Genomic DNA, 15,284 nt, shown 5'->3' with positions numbered 1-15,284 from the left:
TCACCCGACCGTGGGTCTCCCGTGACCGTCCCGGAACACCGCTCGGCTGAGATAGTGCCGGGACTGCCGATCGAAGCGCCGGAGCAGAGCACGGGCAGCGGGCGGGACAACGGAGGTTGACGGATCGCCGCCGGTGAAGGCCGACACCGCGGCGAAGTCGGTGAATGTCATAGCGGTGAGAAATTCGCTGCCCTTGGCGGGATCCAGCTCCTGCGGGGAACGACGCAGAACCCGAAGCTCCTGTAGCCCGTCCACGCCCCGGGCAAGGATCGCGGGCGCGATGTCCTGCGTCAACAACCGTTCGTAGGCGTCAGCGAGAGTGGGCTCCGTCCACCCGCTCCACAGTCGGAGAATCATGACAGCATGCTGTCATTTTGGTATTAGGCTGTCAATGTGCGGTAACGTGCTGCCGATGACGGAACGGAAGCAGGACCGGGTCGACGCCTATCGGCTGCTGATGGCAGACGTGTACGAGCTGGCAGGCGAATCTCGGCGCTCAAGTGAGGAGCTCGCCCGAGGAGAGGGACAAACTGCCGCCCGATGGCACGTGATGAGCGTGCTCTCCGACGGCTCCCGCACCGTCGCGAGCGCGGCGCGCAGACTTGGCCTCGCTCGACAGAGCGTGCAGCGAGTGGTCGACGACCTGGCCCGAGCCGGGATGGTGGAGTTGCACGACAATCCCGATCACCGCCGCGCGCCACTCGTGACTCTCACGGAAGCGGGTCTCGTCACGCTCACCGGTCTACTGGAACGCTCGGACGCTGACCGCCGGGACGCCGTGGACCGAGCCGGTCTCAGCCTTAGCGATCTTGAAAATGCTCGCGCGACACTCCGGAGGTTGGTGGACGCTCTACAGAGCCGGTGAACCCACCGCGACACTCACCGCACTTGATCCCGGATCGTCAGTCGTCGGCGACGGCCACCGGCTCCGAGCCGATGCAGCGCAGCTTCAACTCGTACTCCCGGGCCGCCCCCTGGAACGTGACCTCGACATCGTCGTCCGGGCCCCGGTCCACGTCGCGGACCCGGTAACCCTGCGCGGGCGCCCAGGAGACGAGGCGTACGCCGCCAACGCCGCACTCGGCGACGGCCGTGCCGCCGTCGGTGGCGAACCCCCGGCGGGCCCCGGAGCTGGCGCCCTGTGCGGGGCCTGTCGTGCCCGGCGCGGCCGAGGTGGTGGTGCCGGTGGGCGCCGGCTCCGGTGCGGCGAGCGCCCGCTCGATCTCGGCCTCGCTGCGCACCCCGCCCGGGGTGCCGGTGAGGCTCTCGCCCACCAACCGGATCGCGCCCAGGCCGATCAGGGTGGCGATGGCGGCGGTGGCCACCCACCCGGTGGCGACGAGGATCGAACGACGGCCCATCCCCTGACTATCCCCGATCCGTCCTTGTCGTTGGCACATCCGAACGCTAAGGCGTGGTTAACGTGCGCCGCACTGCCGGCGGCAGCGGTTAGCCTGCCAGCTGTGGCCCGCCTGTTGCTCATCGAGGACGACCTCACGATCCGTACCCCGCTGATCCGGGCCCTGCGCGAACGCGGCCACGCGGTGGCGGCGGCCTCGACCGCGATGGCCGGGCTCCGCGACGCGCTGGAGGACCGACCCGACCTCGTCGTGCTCGACCTGGGCCTGCCCGACCTGGACGGCCGCGAGCTGCTGCGGATGCTGCGCGCGGTCAGCTCGGTGCCGGTCATCGTGGCCACGGCGCGCGACGAAGAGACCGAGATCGTCCGGGTGCTCGACGCGGGCGCCGACGACTACGTGGTCAAACCGTTCACCGCGGCGCAGCTCGACGCCCGCGTCCGGGCGGTGCTGCGGCGGGGCCCCTCCGGCGCCGACGAGCAGGACCCGGCGCTCGTCGTCGGCGGGCTCCGCGTCGACCCCCGGGCCCGGCAGGTGACCCTCGACGGGGTCGCGGTCGAGCTGACACCCCGCGAGTTCGATCTGCTGCACCACCTCGCCGGCCGACCGGGTCAGGTGGTCACCAAACGTGAGCTGCTCACGGAGGTGTGGCAGATCCCCTACGGCGGTGCCGACAAGACCGTCGACGTGCACCTGTCCTGGTTGCGTCGCAAGTTGGGGGAGAACGCCCAACAGCCCCGCTACCTGCACACCGTGCGGGGTGTCGGGGTGCGTCTCGAAGCCCCGGCGGCGCAGTCGTGAGGGCGCGTCTTGCGCTGCTGGTCGCCGCGGTCAGCGTCCTCACCCTCATCGCGTTCCTGGTGCCGTTGGCGCTGCTGGTCCGCACTGTCGCCGAGGACCGGGCCACAGTTCGGGCCACCGCCGACGCGCAGAGCCTGGTCCCGGTTGTCGGCACCGCCGACGCGGCGACCATCCGGCTCACCGTCGAGCAACTCGCCGCGGAGTCCGGTCGACCGGTGAGCGTCTTCCTGCCGGACGGCACGGTGCTCGGCGCCCAGACACCGCGTACGCCCGCGGTGGCCCTCGCCGCGCGCGGACAGAGCCTCACCGGTGAGTCGGCGGCCGGCCGGGAGGTGGTCATCGCCGTGCAGGGTCGATCAGACGGCACCGGGGTGATCCGGATCGCGGTGCCGCAGCACGAGCTGACCGCCGGGGTCACCCGGGCCTGGCTGGTACTGGCGCTGCTCGGCGTGATCCTCGTGCTGATCGGGCTGCTGGTCGCCGACCGGCTGGCACGCACCCTGGTCCGGCCGATCAGCGACCTCTCGGCCGTCTCACACCGGCTGGCCAACGCCGAGTTGGACGCCCGGGTCACGCCGGCCGGCCCGCCCGAACTGCGCGAGGTGGCCGGCGCGCTCAACCATCTCGCCACCCGGATCCAGGTGCTCCTGGTGCAGGAGCGCGAACAGGTCGCCGACCTGTCCCACCAGCTGCGTACGCCGCTGACCGCGTTGCGGTTGGAAGCGGAGTCGTTGCGTGACCCGGACGACGCCGCCCGGATCACCGCCGCCGCCGACGGGCTCGAACGCGCGGTGACCGGGTTGATCCGGCAGGCCCGGTGGCGGCACGCACCGGCGCAGCCGACCTCCTCGGATGCGGCGGCGATAGTCTCCGACCGGGTCGCGTTCTGGTCGGTGCTGGCGGAGGACACCGGCCGGGTCGTCACCCTCGACCTGACGCCCGGCCCCCTTCCGGTCGGTGTCGCCGCCGACAACCTGACGGCGGCCGTGGACGCCCTGCTCGGCAACGTCTTCGCGCACACCCCCGACGGGACGCCGTTCGCCGTCCGGCTCGCCCGGGAGGCGGGCGAGGTGGTCCTCACGGTCGCCGACGAGGGGCCGGGAATGCCCGCCGGGGCGATCCGGCGGGGCGCCAGCGCGGCCGGTTCCACCGGCCTCGGCCTGGACATCGCCCGGCGTGCCGCGCAGGCCGCCGGCGGTCGACTGGAGTTGCGGGCCGGCCCGGGAGGCGGTGCGGAGGTGCTGCTCCGGCTCGGGCCTCCGACGTCACCGCAGGACGCATAGCCGCTGCGGTGCCGGGTAGCTGCCAGTCATGGCACGGTATACGAAACCCGAGCTCAGAGAGCAGATCAAGGAAGAGATCAAGGCTTCCGACAAGGGCGGCCGGCCCGGGCAGTGGTCGGCGCGCAAGTCACAGCTGGTCACTCAGGAGTACAAGAAGCGCGGTGGCGGATTCCTGGGCGAAAAGGACGAGCGGCAGAAGTCTCTCCAGCGCTGGGGCAACGAGAAATGGCAGACGAAGGAGGGCGACACCCGTGCGCGCAAGGGCGCCACGACGAGTCGTTACCTGCCCAAGAAGGCCTGGGAGGAGATGTCGGAGAGCCAGAAACGCGCGACCGATACGAAGAAGCGCGAAGCGTCCCGATCCGGCAAGCAGTACGTCGCCAACACCGGGCCGGCCAAACGGGCGCGTCGGGACGCCACCACGGCCGGACGGATGACGGAGATGTCGGTCGCGGAGGCGGCCAAGCTGGTCCGTGGCCTCGACACGCGACAGCTCAAGACCGCCCTGCGTAACGAGCGTGCCAGCAAGGACCGCAAGACCCTAGTCCAGCGGCTGGAAGCGGAGCTCAACCGGCGCGGCTGACCCAGCCCCCGACCGTCTTAACCCGCCCTTAGCCTCCGGACAGCGCGGTGCTATCCCGATCTGGCCGATCCTCGGAATCGACAACCGAGGAAAGGTGGACACCACGATGAAGCGCACCAATCTGCTGCTGGCGTCGGTCGGCGGGTCGGCGGTGCTGGCGGTGGCCGGGGTCGCGCTCGGCGTCAACGCCGCGAACGACTCGCGGACCGGCGGCACGGCACTCGCCGCGGCAACCGTCGCACCGACGGCCACCGACGCGCCGGCAATCACCGGTTCGCCGTCGGCCGGCACCCCGTCGGGTACGCCGTCGAGCGGCACGCCGTCCGGTACGCCGTCGACCGGCAGCGCGCCCGCGGGCAGCGCGGTCGACGAGAAGCGCGCCGGTGAGATCGCGCTCGCCAAGGCCGGTGGCGGTCAGATCGTCGAGGTCGAAGCCGAGCAGGAGAACGGCCGGCCGGTGTGGAGCGTCGAGATCGTCGCGGGCGACACCGAGCACGAGGTGGACGTCGACCGGGACAACGGCTCGGTGGTCAAGGCCGACCAGGAGCCGGTCGACGACGACGACGACGACGACGACGCCGACGACGACGCCGACGACAAGGACGACGACGACAAGGACGACGACGACAAGGACGACGACGACAACGACAACGACTGACCGCCGTCGCCGACCACCCCGGGTGATTCCATCGGGGTGGGCGGCGGCGCGTTGTGACGCGGTGGTCGACCGTCCTTCGCGGGCGGACCGACCACCGCGTGCGTTATATGGCGACGCGTTGCTCCTGGACCGTCGGCTGGTCCTGGGCGAACTGGGTGCGGTACAACTCGTGGTAGCGGCCACCAGCCGCGAGCAGGTCACTGTGTCGCCCGCGTTCGACGATGCGTCCCGCCTCCACGACGAGGATCTGGTCGGCCGCCCGGATGGTGGAGAGCCGGTGCGCGATAACCACGCTCGTCCGGCCGGTCAGCGCCTCGGCGAGGGCGTCCTGGACCGCCGCCTCCGAGGTGGAGTCGAGATGCGCTGTGGCTTCGTCGAGGATGACCACGCGCGGCCGAGCCAGCAGCAGTCGCGCGATGGTGAGCCGTTGCCGTTCCCCGCCGGACAGGCGGTATCCGCGCTCGCCGACGACGGTGTCCAGCCCATCGGGCAGTGAGCGGATCAGGTCGTCGAGGCGGGCTCGCCGGAGCACATCCCACATCTCGTCCTCGGTCGCGTCCGGCTGGGCGAACGCCAGGTTGGCGCGGATGCTCTCGTGGAAAAGGTGCCCGTCCTGGGTCACCACGCCCAACGCCGTCCGGATCGACTCGGCCGACAGCTCACGTACGTCGACGTCGGCCAGCTTCACCGTGCCGTCCTCGACGTCGTACAGGCGAGGCACGAGCTGAGCGATCGTCGACTTGCCCGCCCCGGAGGAGCCGACGAGCGCTACCATCTGCCCCGCTTCGGCGCGGAACGACACCCCGTGCAGCACTTCCTCGCCGCCGCGCGTATCGAGCTTCGCCACGTCCTCGAGGGACGCGAGCGACACCTTGTCCGCTGAGGGGTAGCCGAACCGGACCCCGTCGAACTCGACAGCGACCGGCCCTTCCGGAAGAGGCCGGGCGTCCGACCTGTCGAGGATCAGCGGCTTGAGGTCGAGGACCTCGAACACCCGCTCGAAGCTCACCAGCGCGCTCATCACCTCGACCCGAGCACTGGCCAGCGAGGTCAACGGTGCGTAGAGCCGCGACAGGAGCAGCGCGAGGGCGACCACCGTCCCGGCGTCGAGGCTGCCCCGTAGGGCGTAGAGACCACCGAGCCCGTAGACCAGGGCCAACGCCAGCGAGCCAACGACGGTGAGCGCGGTGATGAAGACCCACTGGAGCATCGCGGCGCGGATGCCGATGTCCCGGACTCGACGTGCCCGCGCCGCGAACTCGGCGGACTCCTCGGCCGGCCGCCCGTACAGCTTGACCAGCGTGGCACCGGGTGCGGAGAAGCGTTCCGTCATCCGGGTACTCATGGCCGCGTTGTGCTCGGCCGCTTCACGCTGCAACTGAGCGAGCCTCGAACCCATCCGGCGGGCCGGGAGAACGAAGATCGGCAACAGGACCAGCGCCAGCAGCGTGATCTGCCAGGAGAAGGTGAGCATCACGGCCAACGTCAGCATCAGCGTGACGGCGTTGCCGACCACACTCGACAGGGTGTCGCTGAAGGCCCGCTGCGCGCCGATCACGTCGTTGTTCAGGCGGCTGACCAGCGCACCCGTGCGGGTCCGCGTGAAGAACGCCACCGGCATGCGCTGAACGTGGTCGAAGACAGCCGTCCGCAGTTGGACGATCAGCCCCTCACCGATGCTGGCGGAGAGAAATCGCGTCACCAGACCCAGCCCGGCTTCGGCGAGGGCGATCACGGCGATCAGCACGGCCAACCGGATCACCACGCCGCTGTCGGCGCCGTCGACGATCGCGTCGACGACCCGACCGGCGAGAACGGGCGCCGCCACCGTGAGAACCGCCGTCACCACACTCAACAGCAGGAACCTGATGATCAAGGCGCGGTGCGGCCGTGCGAACTGTGCGATCCGCTTCAAGGTGGCGCGGGACAGCGGCCGCTCATCCTGCGCGTTCATCGCGTGGTGCAGGGACATCCACGCGGTAACTTCCATACTCATTCCGTACCTCCGATACCGGAGGTTAGGACCTCACCCGAGCTTGAGGTCAAGTCGCCACGCTGGGCGCTCCAGTTCGGCGCCCGATCGGCGGTGACGGTCAGAGGCCGGCGTGCATGGTCAGGCTCTGCCGCAGGTGGAGTTTCGGTCTGGACCCGACGACCGAGCCGACGACCTCGCCCCCACGGAACACCAGTAGCGTCGGCAGGGACATGACCCCGTAGCGTCGCGTGGCCTGCGGGTTGTCGTCGGAGTTGAGCTTGGCGATGACCATTTGGTCGCTGAACTCCTGTGCCAGCTCGACGAGGCTCTTCTCGATCATCTTGCACGGCGGGCACCACTCCGCCCAGAAGTCGACCACGACGGGGCGGTCGTTGGCCAGCACCAGCTCGGCGAACGTGCCGTCGGTGACGGTGATCAGGGAGCTGACGCTCGTTTCCTGGGGCATGTTTCCTCCCGGTGCGCGATGGCGTGGGTGAGCTGGGTGTGCAACTGCCGACGGACCGCTCCGAGCCGATCGAGGTAGTCGTCGACCTCGGCGAGCTTGCGTCGCAGCACCAGGACGGAAGCCGGACAGACGTCGCCGGACGAGTTGCCCGCTCGCAGACAGGCGACGAACGGACGGACGTCCTCGAGGCCGAAGCCGACGTCGAGCAGCGCCCGGATCTCCCGGACGACCCGCAGCTCCGCCTCGTCGTAGATGCGGTAGCCGTTCGCCGAGCGCTGCGGGTGTACCAACCCGTGGGCTTCGTAGTAGCGCAGCGTGCGGGTGCTCGTGCCGGCCCGTTCCGCCAGCTCGCCGATCAGCATCAGACCTCCTCGACCAGCCTGTCGCGACCAGGCTAAACCTTGTCGTCAGCGTCAAGGCAAGGCTGCTCCCGTGCCACGAGCACGGCTCAGGGCGCCGCGAGGCGGCGCCCTGAGCGTCTGCGGGCTGCCGGACTAGCCGATGCGGAACTGGTCGCCGTAGACGGCGAACACCAGTGGCGTGTTCAGGTTGAAGTTGCCGTTGTTGAGGAACACCCGCTGGGCGGTGTCGACGCGGGAGGTGTCCGAGTGGGCCTCCTCCTTCTTCATCTCGATGACCCGCTCGTCGAGGAACGCGTTGAGCCAGGTCCGCTCGTCGCCGCCCTGGGCTGGCGGCTTGGCCCGGTTGAGGGCGCGGCTGCGGATCTGGCGCATGCCCTCGTACCCGTGCATGACCGCAGCGTCGTAGTAGGCGAACTGACCGAGCGCCCGGACCTGGTCGTTCTTGCCGTCGCGTACCGATGGGTTGAAGTAGACCCGGTCGCGTTCGGCCTCCTGGGCGGCCTGGAACACCGAGTCGGTGGCCGCGGTCCGCCAGTCGCGGGGGAAGTTGGGGTCGAGACCGGCGTGCGACGGGGTGCCGTTGACGTTGCGCAGCGCCGGCAGGTAGCCGGCGAGCACGTTGCCCGGCTTGGTGCGGGTGTACGCCTCGACCAGTTCGAGCATGTCGCCGGTGCCGGAGCAGAAGCCGATGATGCCGGCGGTGTAGCCCCGCCCGTCGCCGATGTCCTCGATGTAGGAGAACTGCGCGCGCCAGTCGAGCGAGGAGTTCTCGGCGGCCGAGACGAGCTGCATGGCGACGTTCTTCTTCGCCGGGTCGTCGAGGTTGGTGCCGGTCGGGGTGGTGGGCGTGGGGGTGGGGGTGCCGCCGCCCGGCAGGGTCCACCGCTGGTTCGTGGTGCCGCCGCAGGTCCAGATCTGCAACCGGGCGCCGTTTGCGGTGCTCCGGTCGGTGACGTCGAGGCACTTGCCGGAGCCGGAGTTGACGAGCGCGCCGTTGCTGGCGGTCCATTTCTGCGCGCCGGTGTTGTTGCAGTCGTACAGCTGCACCTTGGCGCCGTCGGCGGTCGACGCGGCGGTGACGTCGAGGCACTTGCCGAGTGCCCGGATCGAGCTGTCGGTGTTGCCGACGGTCCACGTCTGGGCCGCGCTGCCGTTGCAGTCGTAGAGCTGGACGGGCGTGCCGTTGGCCGAGCTGGCGCCGGCCACGTCGATGCACTTACCGCCGAGGCCGGTGATCGGGCCGGCGGTCGCGGCGCTCGCCGACGGCAGGCCGTAGCCGACGGCGGCGACGCCGACCAGCAGGGTGCCCACGACGTAGGCGGCTGTTCTCTTGTGAACCATGGTGTTCCTCGGGGAAGGGGCGGCGTGCCGCCAGCCGGTCGGTGGCCCGGCGCGGCGGTTCGGCCCCGGCGGGCACCGCGAGCATCAGGAAACTGTATTAACAGATACCAGTACGTCGATTCCTCGTCAATCGACGACCGCGAGGCGTGACGGCACCTGTTCATCCCGTCGTTCGCGGGACGTACCTGCCGGTGGCTATCGTCGGGCCGTAACTGATCTACGGGCCGGTCCATCGGAACCAGCACCGTCCGACGGACAGAAGATGGTCATGGAGTCGAGTCTGCGCGCTCGGGTGCGAGCCGGTGACCCCGGCGCGTTCGCCGAGCTGTTCGACACGTACGCGCGCTCGGTGTACAACCACGCGTTCCGGCTGACCGCCGACTGGGCCACGGCGGAGGACGTCATGGCCGCCACGTACCTCCAGGCCTGGCGATCCCGGGAGCGGGTCACCGAGGAGGGCGGGTCGCTGCGTCCCTGGTTGCTCGGCATCGCCACCAACGAGGCCCGCAACCACACCCGCAGCAACCGCCGCTACCGCAGGGTGGCCGCCGCGCTGCTCGCCTCCGACTTCACCCTCCCCGACCACGCCGACGAGGTCGCCGGCCGACTTGACGACAGCCGACGCATCGCCGCCGCGATCGACGCGTTGGCCCGGTTGCGCCGGCCCGAGCGTGAGGTGCTGACCCTGTGCCTGTGGGAGGGCCTCGACTACGAGTCCGCGGCGGAGGCGCTGGGTGTTCCGGTCGGCACGGTGCGCTCCCGGCTGTCACGGGCTCGCGCCCGGCTCCGTACCCTCGTCGACGCCCCGCCGCGTGCCGCACGGCCGCCGGTCGTGGACGCCTCGCTCGTGCGGGAGGGCAGCCAGTGAGCGCGCCGGACCCGGCCGAGTGGGCGAAGATCGCCCCCCACCCCGGTGATCACGACCTGCCGGCGGGCCGGCACGAGCTGCACCGTAGCCGCCTGCTGACGGCGATCGCGCAGCAGCCGCGTACCCGACGAAGGGCCTTCGTCCCGCTGCGGCCCGCGCTTGCGGCGGCCGCGTTGGTCCTGGTCGCGGCGGGGATCGGCGGAGGGCTCGCGGCCCGGTCCGGCGACTCGCCCCCGGCCGCGCTCCCGTCACCCGAGGCGAGCCGCTCGGCCGCGCGGCCGGCGCCGCCGGGCACGGCCGCCAAGAATCGTGGCTACGGCACGGTGCGCCAACTCACCGACACGGCCGACCTGGTGGTCCGCGGCGAGGTGGTGTCGGTGGCGGACGGGCGGGCGGTCTACCGGGTAGCGGAGGTGCTCTACCGCGTCCCGGGTGCTCCGGTGCCCAGCGAGATCATGGTGGTCGCGGAGCCAGCCGGGGCGGCCGGCCGGCCCACAGTCCTCTACCTGGGCCTCGCTGACCCGGGTGCGCGCGTCTACCGCCCGCTCGGCGGCGAATTCGGGATCTTCGACCTCTCAGGGGAGACGGCCACCAGCCGGTCACCGGCGATGTCGGTGACCGGTCTGCGCACCGAGGACGTCACCGGGGCGGGTCGCGCGTTCGTCACCACGGTGACCGAGCTTCGTCAGCTCGCGCGCGAGCGGCGCTGAGCCCCGGAAAAGCTGAGCCGGAAAGCTGAGCCCGGAGGAAAAAAATGGAACTCGGTGCCCGGGGCGCACAGATAAAAGGCGTAAGCAGTGCCGCGTCCCGAGCGAGACGACCCGGGACGGCACCGAGACGCGAGGAGCGTTCCATGGCAGTCGACCTTCGCCGTATCCGGCCGCTGTGGGCCACGGCCGCCGCCGTGCTGGCCGCCGCGGCCCTGTCCGCCTGCGGCAGCGGCGGCGGCGCCGACCCGGGCGCCGCGCTCGCCCCGAGCAGCGTGGCCCCGAGCAGCGCGGCCACGCCGACCGACGTCGCGCCCCCGCCGATCAAGGGCAAGCTGCGCGGGTACGGCACCGTGCGGCAGCTCAGCGACACGGCGGACCTGGTCGTACGCGGTGAGGTCGAGGCGGCCGGGTTCCGGGTCGACGAGGTGCTGCGCGCGGCGACCGGATCGACAGTGCGGGCCGGGGCGCGGATCACGCTCGCCCCGCTGCCCGCCGGCGTGCCGGACATGGCGCACATGTCGAAGCTCGAGGCGGGCCAGGTCGTGGTGCTCTACCTCGCCCAGGACCCGGCGGCCCCGACGTTCCGGACGCTCAGCGGCGACTTCGGTGTGTTCGACCTGAACGGATCCGGCGCGGAAGCCGTCGCCACGACCCGGTCGCAGACCATGGCCGTCAGCGGCCTGAACGCCGAGGACCCGGCCGCGTCCGGCCGCGGCTTCCGCACCACCCTCGGCCAACTGCGGGCCGTCGCCGGCCAGGCCAGGTAGGACGAGTGGGAACGCGGACGGCACCCGCCGAGTGCCGTCCGCGTGGTCACTGCTCCCGGTAGGTGGCCAGGTCGAAGTCGGCGTGCACGCCGTCGCCGCCCAGGTCCTGCACCCACAGGCCGAGGAACGCCCCGGTGAAGCCCCACGCCGCCGGCTCACCGTCGATGATCAGCGCGGCGTGCTCGTCGGACAGGATGGTCGCGTCCAGCTCGACCGGTAGCCGCTGCCAACCGGCGCCTAGGTCGTAGTCGAAGCGCACCGCCGGCCCGTCGAAGACGGCTCGCAGGCCGACCCGGGTGACGCCGGCGACATCGACGGTCAGATCGGGGTACGCGGTGCGCCGCCCGTTGTCGGAGCTGAGCAGCTCCAGCACCGTCCGGCCGTCGTCGGCCCGGGTCAGGTAGAGGTGGTGCCAGTTGAGGGTGTTGTAGTACGCGGTGATCCCGGCGAGCTGACGGTGGTCGGCCGGTTCGAACTCCACCACGGTCTCCAGCGAGCATTCCATCGCGCCGACGCGTCGCCCGACCAGGCTGGGTGCCTGGCGGCCGACCGGCGACTGCCCACCGTGGACCCGCAGGTACGACGGGCGGGTGTGCAGGTCGATCCAGCCGAGGGTGGCCGGCCGACGCAGCGTCGACCAGCACCGGCCCAGCTCGGGGGCGTCGAAGTGGTCCGTCTCGGGCTCCGCCGGCCAGGGGTGCGCGGGCAGGTCGGGTGCGACGACGTCGTCCGCGGGCACCCCTCCGGCGATCCGCGGCCAGCCGCCCGACGGCCACTCGACCCGCTGGATCGCGGTCTCCCGACCCAGCACGCAGTTGCCCAGCGGGGAGTACGGGCGGCCAACCAGGTGGGCCAGGTACCACTCGCCGTTCTGCGTGTGGACCAGGCTGCCGTGACCCGCCTTCTGCAACCGCAGGTCGGGCCGCCCGAAGGAGGTGAGCAGCGGGCCGTCCGGTTCCACCTCGTACGGCCCGAACAGCTCCCGGGACCGCGCCACGGTGACCTGGTGCTCCCAGCTGGTGCCGCCCTCGGCGGTGATCAGCCAGTACCAGCCGTCGTGGCGGTACAGGTGCGGGCCCTCGGTGAGCCCGACCGGTGAGCCGGTGAACAGGATGCGGGGGCTGCCGACCAGGCGGCGTGCGGTCCGGTCGTACTGCTGGATCTCGATGCCGCCGAAGCGGTCGCGGCCGGGTCGCCAGTCCGCGCTCATGCCCAGCAGCCACGTGGTGCCGTCGTCGTCGTGGAACAGCGACGCGTCGAACCCGCGCCCGTGCAGTTTCACCGGATCGGACCAGGGGCCGGTGATGTCCTCGGCGGTGACCAGGAAGTTCTGCGGATCCCAGTAGCCGCTGGCGAAGCTGGCCACGTCGCTGTAAACGAGGTGGAACTGACCGTCGTGGTACGTCAGGTCGGGCGCCCACACACCGTTGGAGTCGCCGCATCCGCGCAGATCGAGCAGGCGCCGGTCGGTGATGATCCCACCCAGGCTGCGCCAGTTCACCAGATCACGCGAGTGGTGCACGAGCACGCCCGGATACCACTCGAAGGTCGAGGTGGCCAGGTAGTAGTCGTCGCCGACGCGCAGGATCGACGGGTCCGGGTGGAACCCGGCAAGGATGGGATTGCGGATCGACCGGGTAGCGGTCGCCACGGTAGCGATGTCGGTCGACAAGAGCACTCCTCTGGGCGGGCTGACTGTAACTTCCGGAAACTCGCGGTCCCCGGCCATTGAAGGTTGTGCCTACGCTAGCCGGTCTTTTCGCAATAGGACAGAGGTCTTGACCGTTGCGACAACAGCTCGTAGCGTGCCGGCCATCGATCGGTACTACCGGCGAAACATTGAAAGTTTCGGAGATCCGAAAACCCCCACCCGCCGGCTCAGCCGGATGACGACGCACCACCGCGAGCAGACCTGAAGTTTCCAGCAGGACGCAGGGGGGACCGTGGGCACGGAGAACGGCCGAAACGTCACCATCGCCATGATCGCGCGGTTGGCCGGAGTCTCCGTGCCCACCGTCTCCCGGGTCATCAACGGCCGCTCCGACGTCGCCCCCGACACCCGGGAACGCGTCGAGGCGCTACTCAACCGGCATGGCTACCGCCGCCGGTCGCCGGCCCGGCGCACCGACGCCGCCCTCATCGACCTGGTCTTCAACGACCTGGACAGCCCGTGGGCCGTGGAGATCATCCGTGGGGTGGAGGACGTCGGCCAGACCAGCGGTGTCGGCACCGTCGTGTCGGCCATCCACTGGCGCATCTCCTCGGCCAAGCAGTGGCTCGACAACATGCGGACGCGCTCCACCGAGGGAATCATCTTCGTGACGTCGATGGTGAATCCGCCGTTGCAGGCCGAGCTGCGCCGGCTCCACCTGCCGGTCGTCATCATCGACCCGGCCGGGGTCGACCCGCAGGAGTCACCCACCATCGGCGCCACCAACTGGGCGGGCAGCCTCAGCGCCAACCAGTACCTGATCAGCCTCGGCCACCGGCGCATCGGCTTCATCGCCGGCCCGCCGCATCTGATGTGCAGCCGGGCCCGGATGGACGGCTACCGGGCCGCCCTCGGCGCCGCCGGGATCCCCATCGACGACGCTCTGATCCGCCCCGGCAACTTCTACCACGAGGCCGGCTTCACCGCGGGCACGCAGTTGCTGGCCCTGCCCGACCCACCCACCGCCATCTGCGCCTCCAGCGATCAGATGGCCCTCGGCGTCTACGAGGCGGTCCGCAAACGGGGCCTGCGGGTGCCCGACGACGTCAGCGTGGTCGGCTTCGACGACCTGCCGGAGGTGCGATGGTGCTCGCCACCGCTGACCACCGTCCGGCAACCCCTCGCCGAGATGGGCATGCTGGCCGCGCGGACCGTGCTGCGCCTCGCCGGCGGCGAGCGGACCGAGAGTCCTCGAGTCGAACTCGCCACCGAGCTGATCGTCCGCGACAGCGCCGCACCACCACGCTCGTGACCTCCCTCAGCCGACGCGCAACGCGTCGTCGACGCCCGTCTCCCGGCGGCCGAGGTGCGCCGGGTCCCGACCGGAGAGCAGATCCAGCGCGGCCTTCAGGCAGGCGCCGTTCTCCCGGGACGAACTGAACCACCACGTCTGGGCGTACCGCTTCGCGCTGTCGTCGCCCACGCCGTTGGCGTCGATGCCGAGGCGCCGGCACAGCGCCACGGCGCGCGGAAGGTGGAAGGACTGGGTCACCACAGTGGCGCGCCGTACCCCGAAGATCCGCTCAGCCCGCGCACACGAGTCGTACGTGTCGAAGCCGGCATAGTCCGGCACCACCTTGTGCGCTGGTACACCCCGATCCACCAGCCAGCTCCGCATCGCGGCGGGCTCGTTGTAGTCGGCGTTCATGTTGTCGCCCGACACGAGGATCGCCCGAACCTTGCCGACCTCGAACAGTCGCCGCGCGATCTCCAACCGGGCCGCGAGGACGGGTGAGGGTGTGCCGTCGGCGTTCACCTTGGTGCCCAGCACCAGGGCGACCGGCGCGTCCGGCACCTCGGCCTCGCCGTAGAGGTGGCCCTCCGCGGTGTCGCGGATCCACGTCACGCTTGCCACCGTGCCGCCGGTCAGCGCCACCGCTCCCACCGCGAGCGCGAGGACCGTACGGCGAACCAACCGCCGGTGCTCCCCGTACCACCGCCTGGCCGCGCCGAATCGTCCCCGCATGCCGCAAGGCTATTCGGCCCGCGCTCACGACTGTCGTCGGCATACACGCGAACCATCCCGAGCAGCGAACGAAGATCGTTGTCTATGGACAATCGCTCACTGTTAGCGCTAACGTGACGGACAGTCGTCGATACTCGAACGACCTCGGGCCGCTGTGACGGAGCTGTCGCCATTGGCCCGAGGCGTGCTGGACGACGATCGTGGCGTGGGGCGGGTGGCACGTGGCCGGCGCGAGACGGCCCGAGACCACCACCGGGCGACCCGCGCGCCACGCGGCCGAGGCATAAACGGCCACCGGATTTCCAGGGCACCGCAGCAGCCGGGACAGTCGTGCGACGACAACCGGTCCGCTCACCTGCTTGGCGCACGCCGCTGAGCAGGAGCCCGCACCTGGGCCGCCCTGATGGCGACCGTCGGCCCCAGCCCTGGCCGCCG

At 70.8% G+C, this 15,284-nt stretch carries 17 protein-coding genes; 9 read left to right on the top strand and 8 right to left on the bottom strand.

The annotated features are described in order from the left end of the window. Window positions 1-357 (bottom strand): hypothetical protein, encoded by a 357-nt coding sequence (locus ACQRWP_RS14030; protein WP_430502669.1) that lies wholly within the window; start codon window positions 355-357, stop codon window positions 1-3. Window positions 358-412: 55 nt separating this feature from the next. On the opposite strand from ACQRWP_RS14030, the gene ACQRWP_RS14025 reads away from it, so the two are divergent. Continuing rightward, window positions 413-865 (top strand): MarR family winged helix-turn-helix transcriptional regulator, encoded by a 453-nt coding sequence (locus tag ACQRWP_RS14025; protein ID WP_430502668.1) that lies wholly within the window; start codon window positions 413-415, stop codon window positions 863-865. Between the two features lie 37 nt (window positions 866-902). On the opposite strand, the gene ACQRWP_RS14020 is transcribed toward ACQRWP_RS14025, so the two are convergent. Continuing rightward, window positions 903-1,361: a septum formation initiator gene (locus tag ACQRWP_RS14020; protein WP_430502667.1), complete on the bottom strand. Its 459-nt coding sequence runs from the start codon at window positions 1,359-1,361 to the stop codon at window positions 903-905. A gap of 102 nt (window positions 1,362-1,463) precedes the next feature. Between ACQRWP_RS14020 and ACQRWP_RS14015 the strand changes: the two genes are divergently transcribed. The 4 genes from ACQRWP_RS14015 (at window position 1,464) to ACQRWP_RS14000 (ending at window position 4,683) form a co-directional block, all read left to right on the top strand. Beyond that, entirely contained in the window at window positions 1,464-2,159 is a 696-nt protein-coding gene (locus ACQRWP_RS14015) for a response regulator transcription factor (RefSeq protein WP_430502666.1), read from the top strand. Next, a complete protein-coding gene (locus ACQRWP_RS14010; RefSeq protein WP_430502665.1) occupies window positions 2,156-3,442 on the top strand; it encodes an ATP-binding protein in 1,287 nt (428 codons plus the stop codon). The genes ACQRWP_RS14015 and ACQRWP_RS14010 overlap by 4 nt, the downstream gene beginning before the upstream one ends. Before the next feature lie 28 nt (window positions 3,443-3,470). Next, the gene (locus tag ACQRWP_RS14005; RefSeq protein ID WP_430502664.1) at window positions 3,471-4,025 is read left to right on the top strand and encodes a DUF5872 domain-containing protein; all 555 of its coding nucleotides are present in this window, start codon (window positions 3,471-3,473) and stop codon (window positions 4,023-4,025) included. A gap of 106 nt (window positions 4,026-4,131) precedes the next feature. Next, entirely contained in the window at window positions 4,132-4,683 is a 552-nt protein-coding gene (locus tag ACQRWP_RS14000) for a PepSY domain-containing protein (RefSeq protein WP_430502663.1), read from the top strand. A 103-nt stretch (window positions 4,684-4,786) separates the two neighbouring features. On the opposite strand, the gene ACQRWP_RS13995 is transcribed toward ACQRWP_RS14000, so the two are convergent. The 4 genes from ACQRWP_RS13995 to ACQRWP_RS13980 form a co-directional block, all read right to left on the bottom strand. After that, window positions 4,787-6,679 (bottom strand): ABC transporter ATP-binding protein, encoded by a 1,893-nt coding sequence (locus ACQRWP_RS13995; RefSeq protein ID WP_430502662.1) that lies wholly within the window; start codon window positions 6,677-6,679, stop codon window positions 4,787-4,789. 97 nt (window positions 6,680-6,776) lie between these two features. Beyond that, window positions 6,777-7,124, bottom strand: a complete 348-nt coding sequence (trxA, locus tag ACQRWP_RS13990; RefSeq protein ID WP_430502661.1) for a thioredoxin — start codon at window positions 7,122-7,124, stop codon at window positions 6,777-6,779. Continuing rightward, window positions 7,094-7,486 (bottom strand): MerR family transcriptional regulator, encoded by a 393-nt coding sequence (locus tag ACQRWP_RS13985; RefSeq protein WP_430502660.1) that lies wholly within the window; start codon window positions 7,484-7,486, stop codon window positions 7,094-7,096. Before ACQRWP_RS13985 ends, trxA begins: the two co-directional genes overlap by 31 nt. A 132-nt stretch (window positions 7,487-7,618) precedes the next feature. Continuing rightward, entirely contained in the window at window positions 7,619-8,827 is a 1,209-nt protein-coding gene (locus tag ACQRWP_RS13980) for a chitosanase (protein WP_430502659.1), read from the bottom strand. Between the two features lie 268 nt (window positions 8,828-9,095). Between ACQRWP_RS13980 and ACQRWP_RS13975 the strand changes: the two genes are divergently transcribed. From ACQRWP_RS13975 to ACQRWP_RS13965, 3 genes are all read left to right on the top strand, one after another. Continuing rightward, window positions 9,096-9,695 carry an RNA polymerase sigma factor gene (locus ACQRWP_RS13975; protein ID WP_430502658.1) on the top strand — a complete coding sequence of 200 codons (600 nt, stop codon included), beginning with the start codon at window positions 9,096-9,098 and terminating at the stop codon, window positions 9,693-9,695. Beyond that, entirely contained in the window at window positions 9,692-10,405 is a 714-nt protein-coding gene (locus ACQRWP_RS13970) for a hypothetical protein (RefSeq protein WP_430502657.1), read from the top strand. The genes ACQRWP_RS13975 and ACQRWP_RS13970 overlap by 4 nt, the downstream gene beginning before the upstream one ends. A 143-nt stretch (window positions 10,406-10,548) precedes the next feature. Next, on the top strand, window positions 10,549-11,172 hold the full coding sequence (locus tag ACQRWP_RS13965) for a hypothetical protein (protein WP_430502656.1): 624 nt from the start codon (window positions 10,549-10,551) through the stop codon (window positions 11,170-11,172). A 46-nt stretch (window positions 11,173-11,218) separates the two neighbouring features. On the opposite strand, the gene ACQRWP_RS13960 is transcribed toward ACQRWP_RS13965, so the two are convergent. After that, the gene (locus ACQRWP_RS13960; protein ID WP_430502655.1) at window positions 11,219-12,844 is read right to left on the bottom strand and encodes a glycoside hydrolase family 43 protein; all 1,626 of its coding nucleotides are present in this window, start codon (window positions 12,842-12,844) and stop codon (window positions 11,219-11,221) included. Between the two features lie 307 nt (window positions 12,845-13,151). Here ACQRWP_RS13960 and ACQRWP_RS13955 point away from each other — a divergent pair, with 307 nt between their 5' ends. After that, entirely contained in the window at window positions 13,152-14,135 is a 984-nt protein-coding gene (locus tag ACQRWP_RS13955; protein WP_238411570.1) for a LacI family DNA-binding transcriptional regulator, read from the top strand. A 6-nt stretch (window positions 14,136-14,141) separates the two neighbouring features. On the opposite strand, the gene ACQRWP_RS13950 is transcribed toward ACQRWP_RS13955, so the two are convergent. Then, window positions 14,142-14,849: a SanA/YdcF family protein gene (locus ACQRWP_RS13950; protein WP_430502654.1), complete on the bottom strand. Its 708-nt coding sequence runs from the start codon at window positions 14,847-14,849 to the stop codon at window positions 14,142-14,144. Between the last annotated feature and the right edge of the window lie 435 nt (window positions 14,850-15,284).

The organism is Micromonospora trifolii, assembly GCF_050516465.1.
GTDB classification, from domain to species: domain Bacteria; phylum Actinomycetota; class Actinomycetes; order Mycobacteriales; family Micromonosporaceae; genus Micromonospora; species Micromonospora trifolii.
This window is presented reverse-complemented; position numbering and strand designations above follow the sequence as displayed.

Coding starts and splice junctions, on each gene's coding strand:
- trxA (WP_430502661.1), bottom strand. CDS start 7,124: ATGCCCCAGGAAACGAGCGTCAGCTCCCTGATCACCGTCACCGACGGC.
- ACQRWP_RS14005 (WP_430502664.1), top strand. CDS start 3,471: ATGGCACGGTATACGAAACCCGAGCTCAGAGAGCAGATCAAGGAAGAG.
- ACQRWP_RS14020 (WP_430502667.1), bottom strand. CDS start 1,361: ATGGGCCGTCGTTCGATCCTCGTCGCCACCGGGTGGGTGGCCACCGCC.
- ACQRWP_RS13965 (WP_430502656.1), top strand. CDS start 10,549: ATGGCAGTCGACCTTCGCCGTATCCGGCCGCTGTGGGCCACGGCCGCC.
- ACQRWP_RS13975 (WP_430502658.1), top strand. CDS start 9,096: ATGGAGTCGAGTCTGCGCGCTCGGGTGCGAGCCGGTGACCCCGGCGCG.
- ACQRWP_RS14000 (WP_430502663.1), top strand. CDS start 4,132: ATGAAGCGCACCAATCTGCTGCTGGCGTCGGTCGGCGGGTCGGCGGTG.
- ACQRWP_RS13950 (WP_430502654.1), bottom strand. CDS start 14,849: ATGCGGGGACGATTCGGCGCGGCCAGGCGGTGGTACGGGGAGCACCGG.
- ACQRWP_RS13980 (WP_430502659.1), bottom strand. CDS start 8,827: ATGGTTCACAAGAGAACAGCCGCCTACGTCGTGGGCACCCTGCTGGTC.
- ACQRWP_RS14025 (WP_430502668.1), top strand. CDS start 413: ATGACGGAACGGAAGCAGGACCGGGTCGACGCCTATCGGCTGCTGATG.
- ACQRWP_RS13985 (WP_430502660.1), bottom strand. CDS start 7,486: ATGCTGATCGGCGAGCTGGCGGAACGGGCCGGCACGAGCACCCGCACG.
- ACQRWP_RS14030 (WP_430502669.1), bottom strand. CDS start 357: ATGATTCTCCGACTGTGGAGCGGGTGGACGGAGCCCACTCTCGCTGAC.
- ACQRWP_RS13995 (WP_430502662.1), bottom strand. CDS start 6,679: ATGAGTATGGAAGTTACCGCGTGGATGTCCCTGCACCACGCGATGAAC.
- ACQRWP_RS13955 (WP_238411570.1), top strand. CDS start 13,152: ATGATCGCGCGGTTGGCCGGAGTCTCCGTGCCCACCGTCTCCCGGGTC.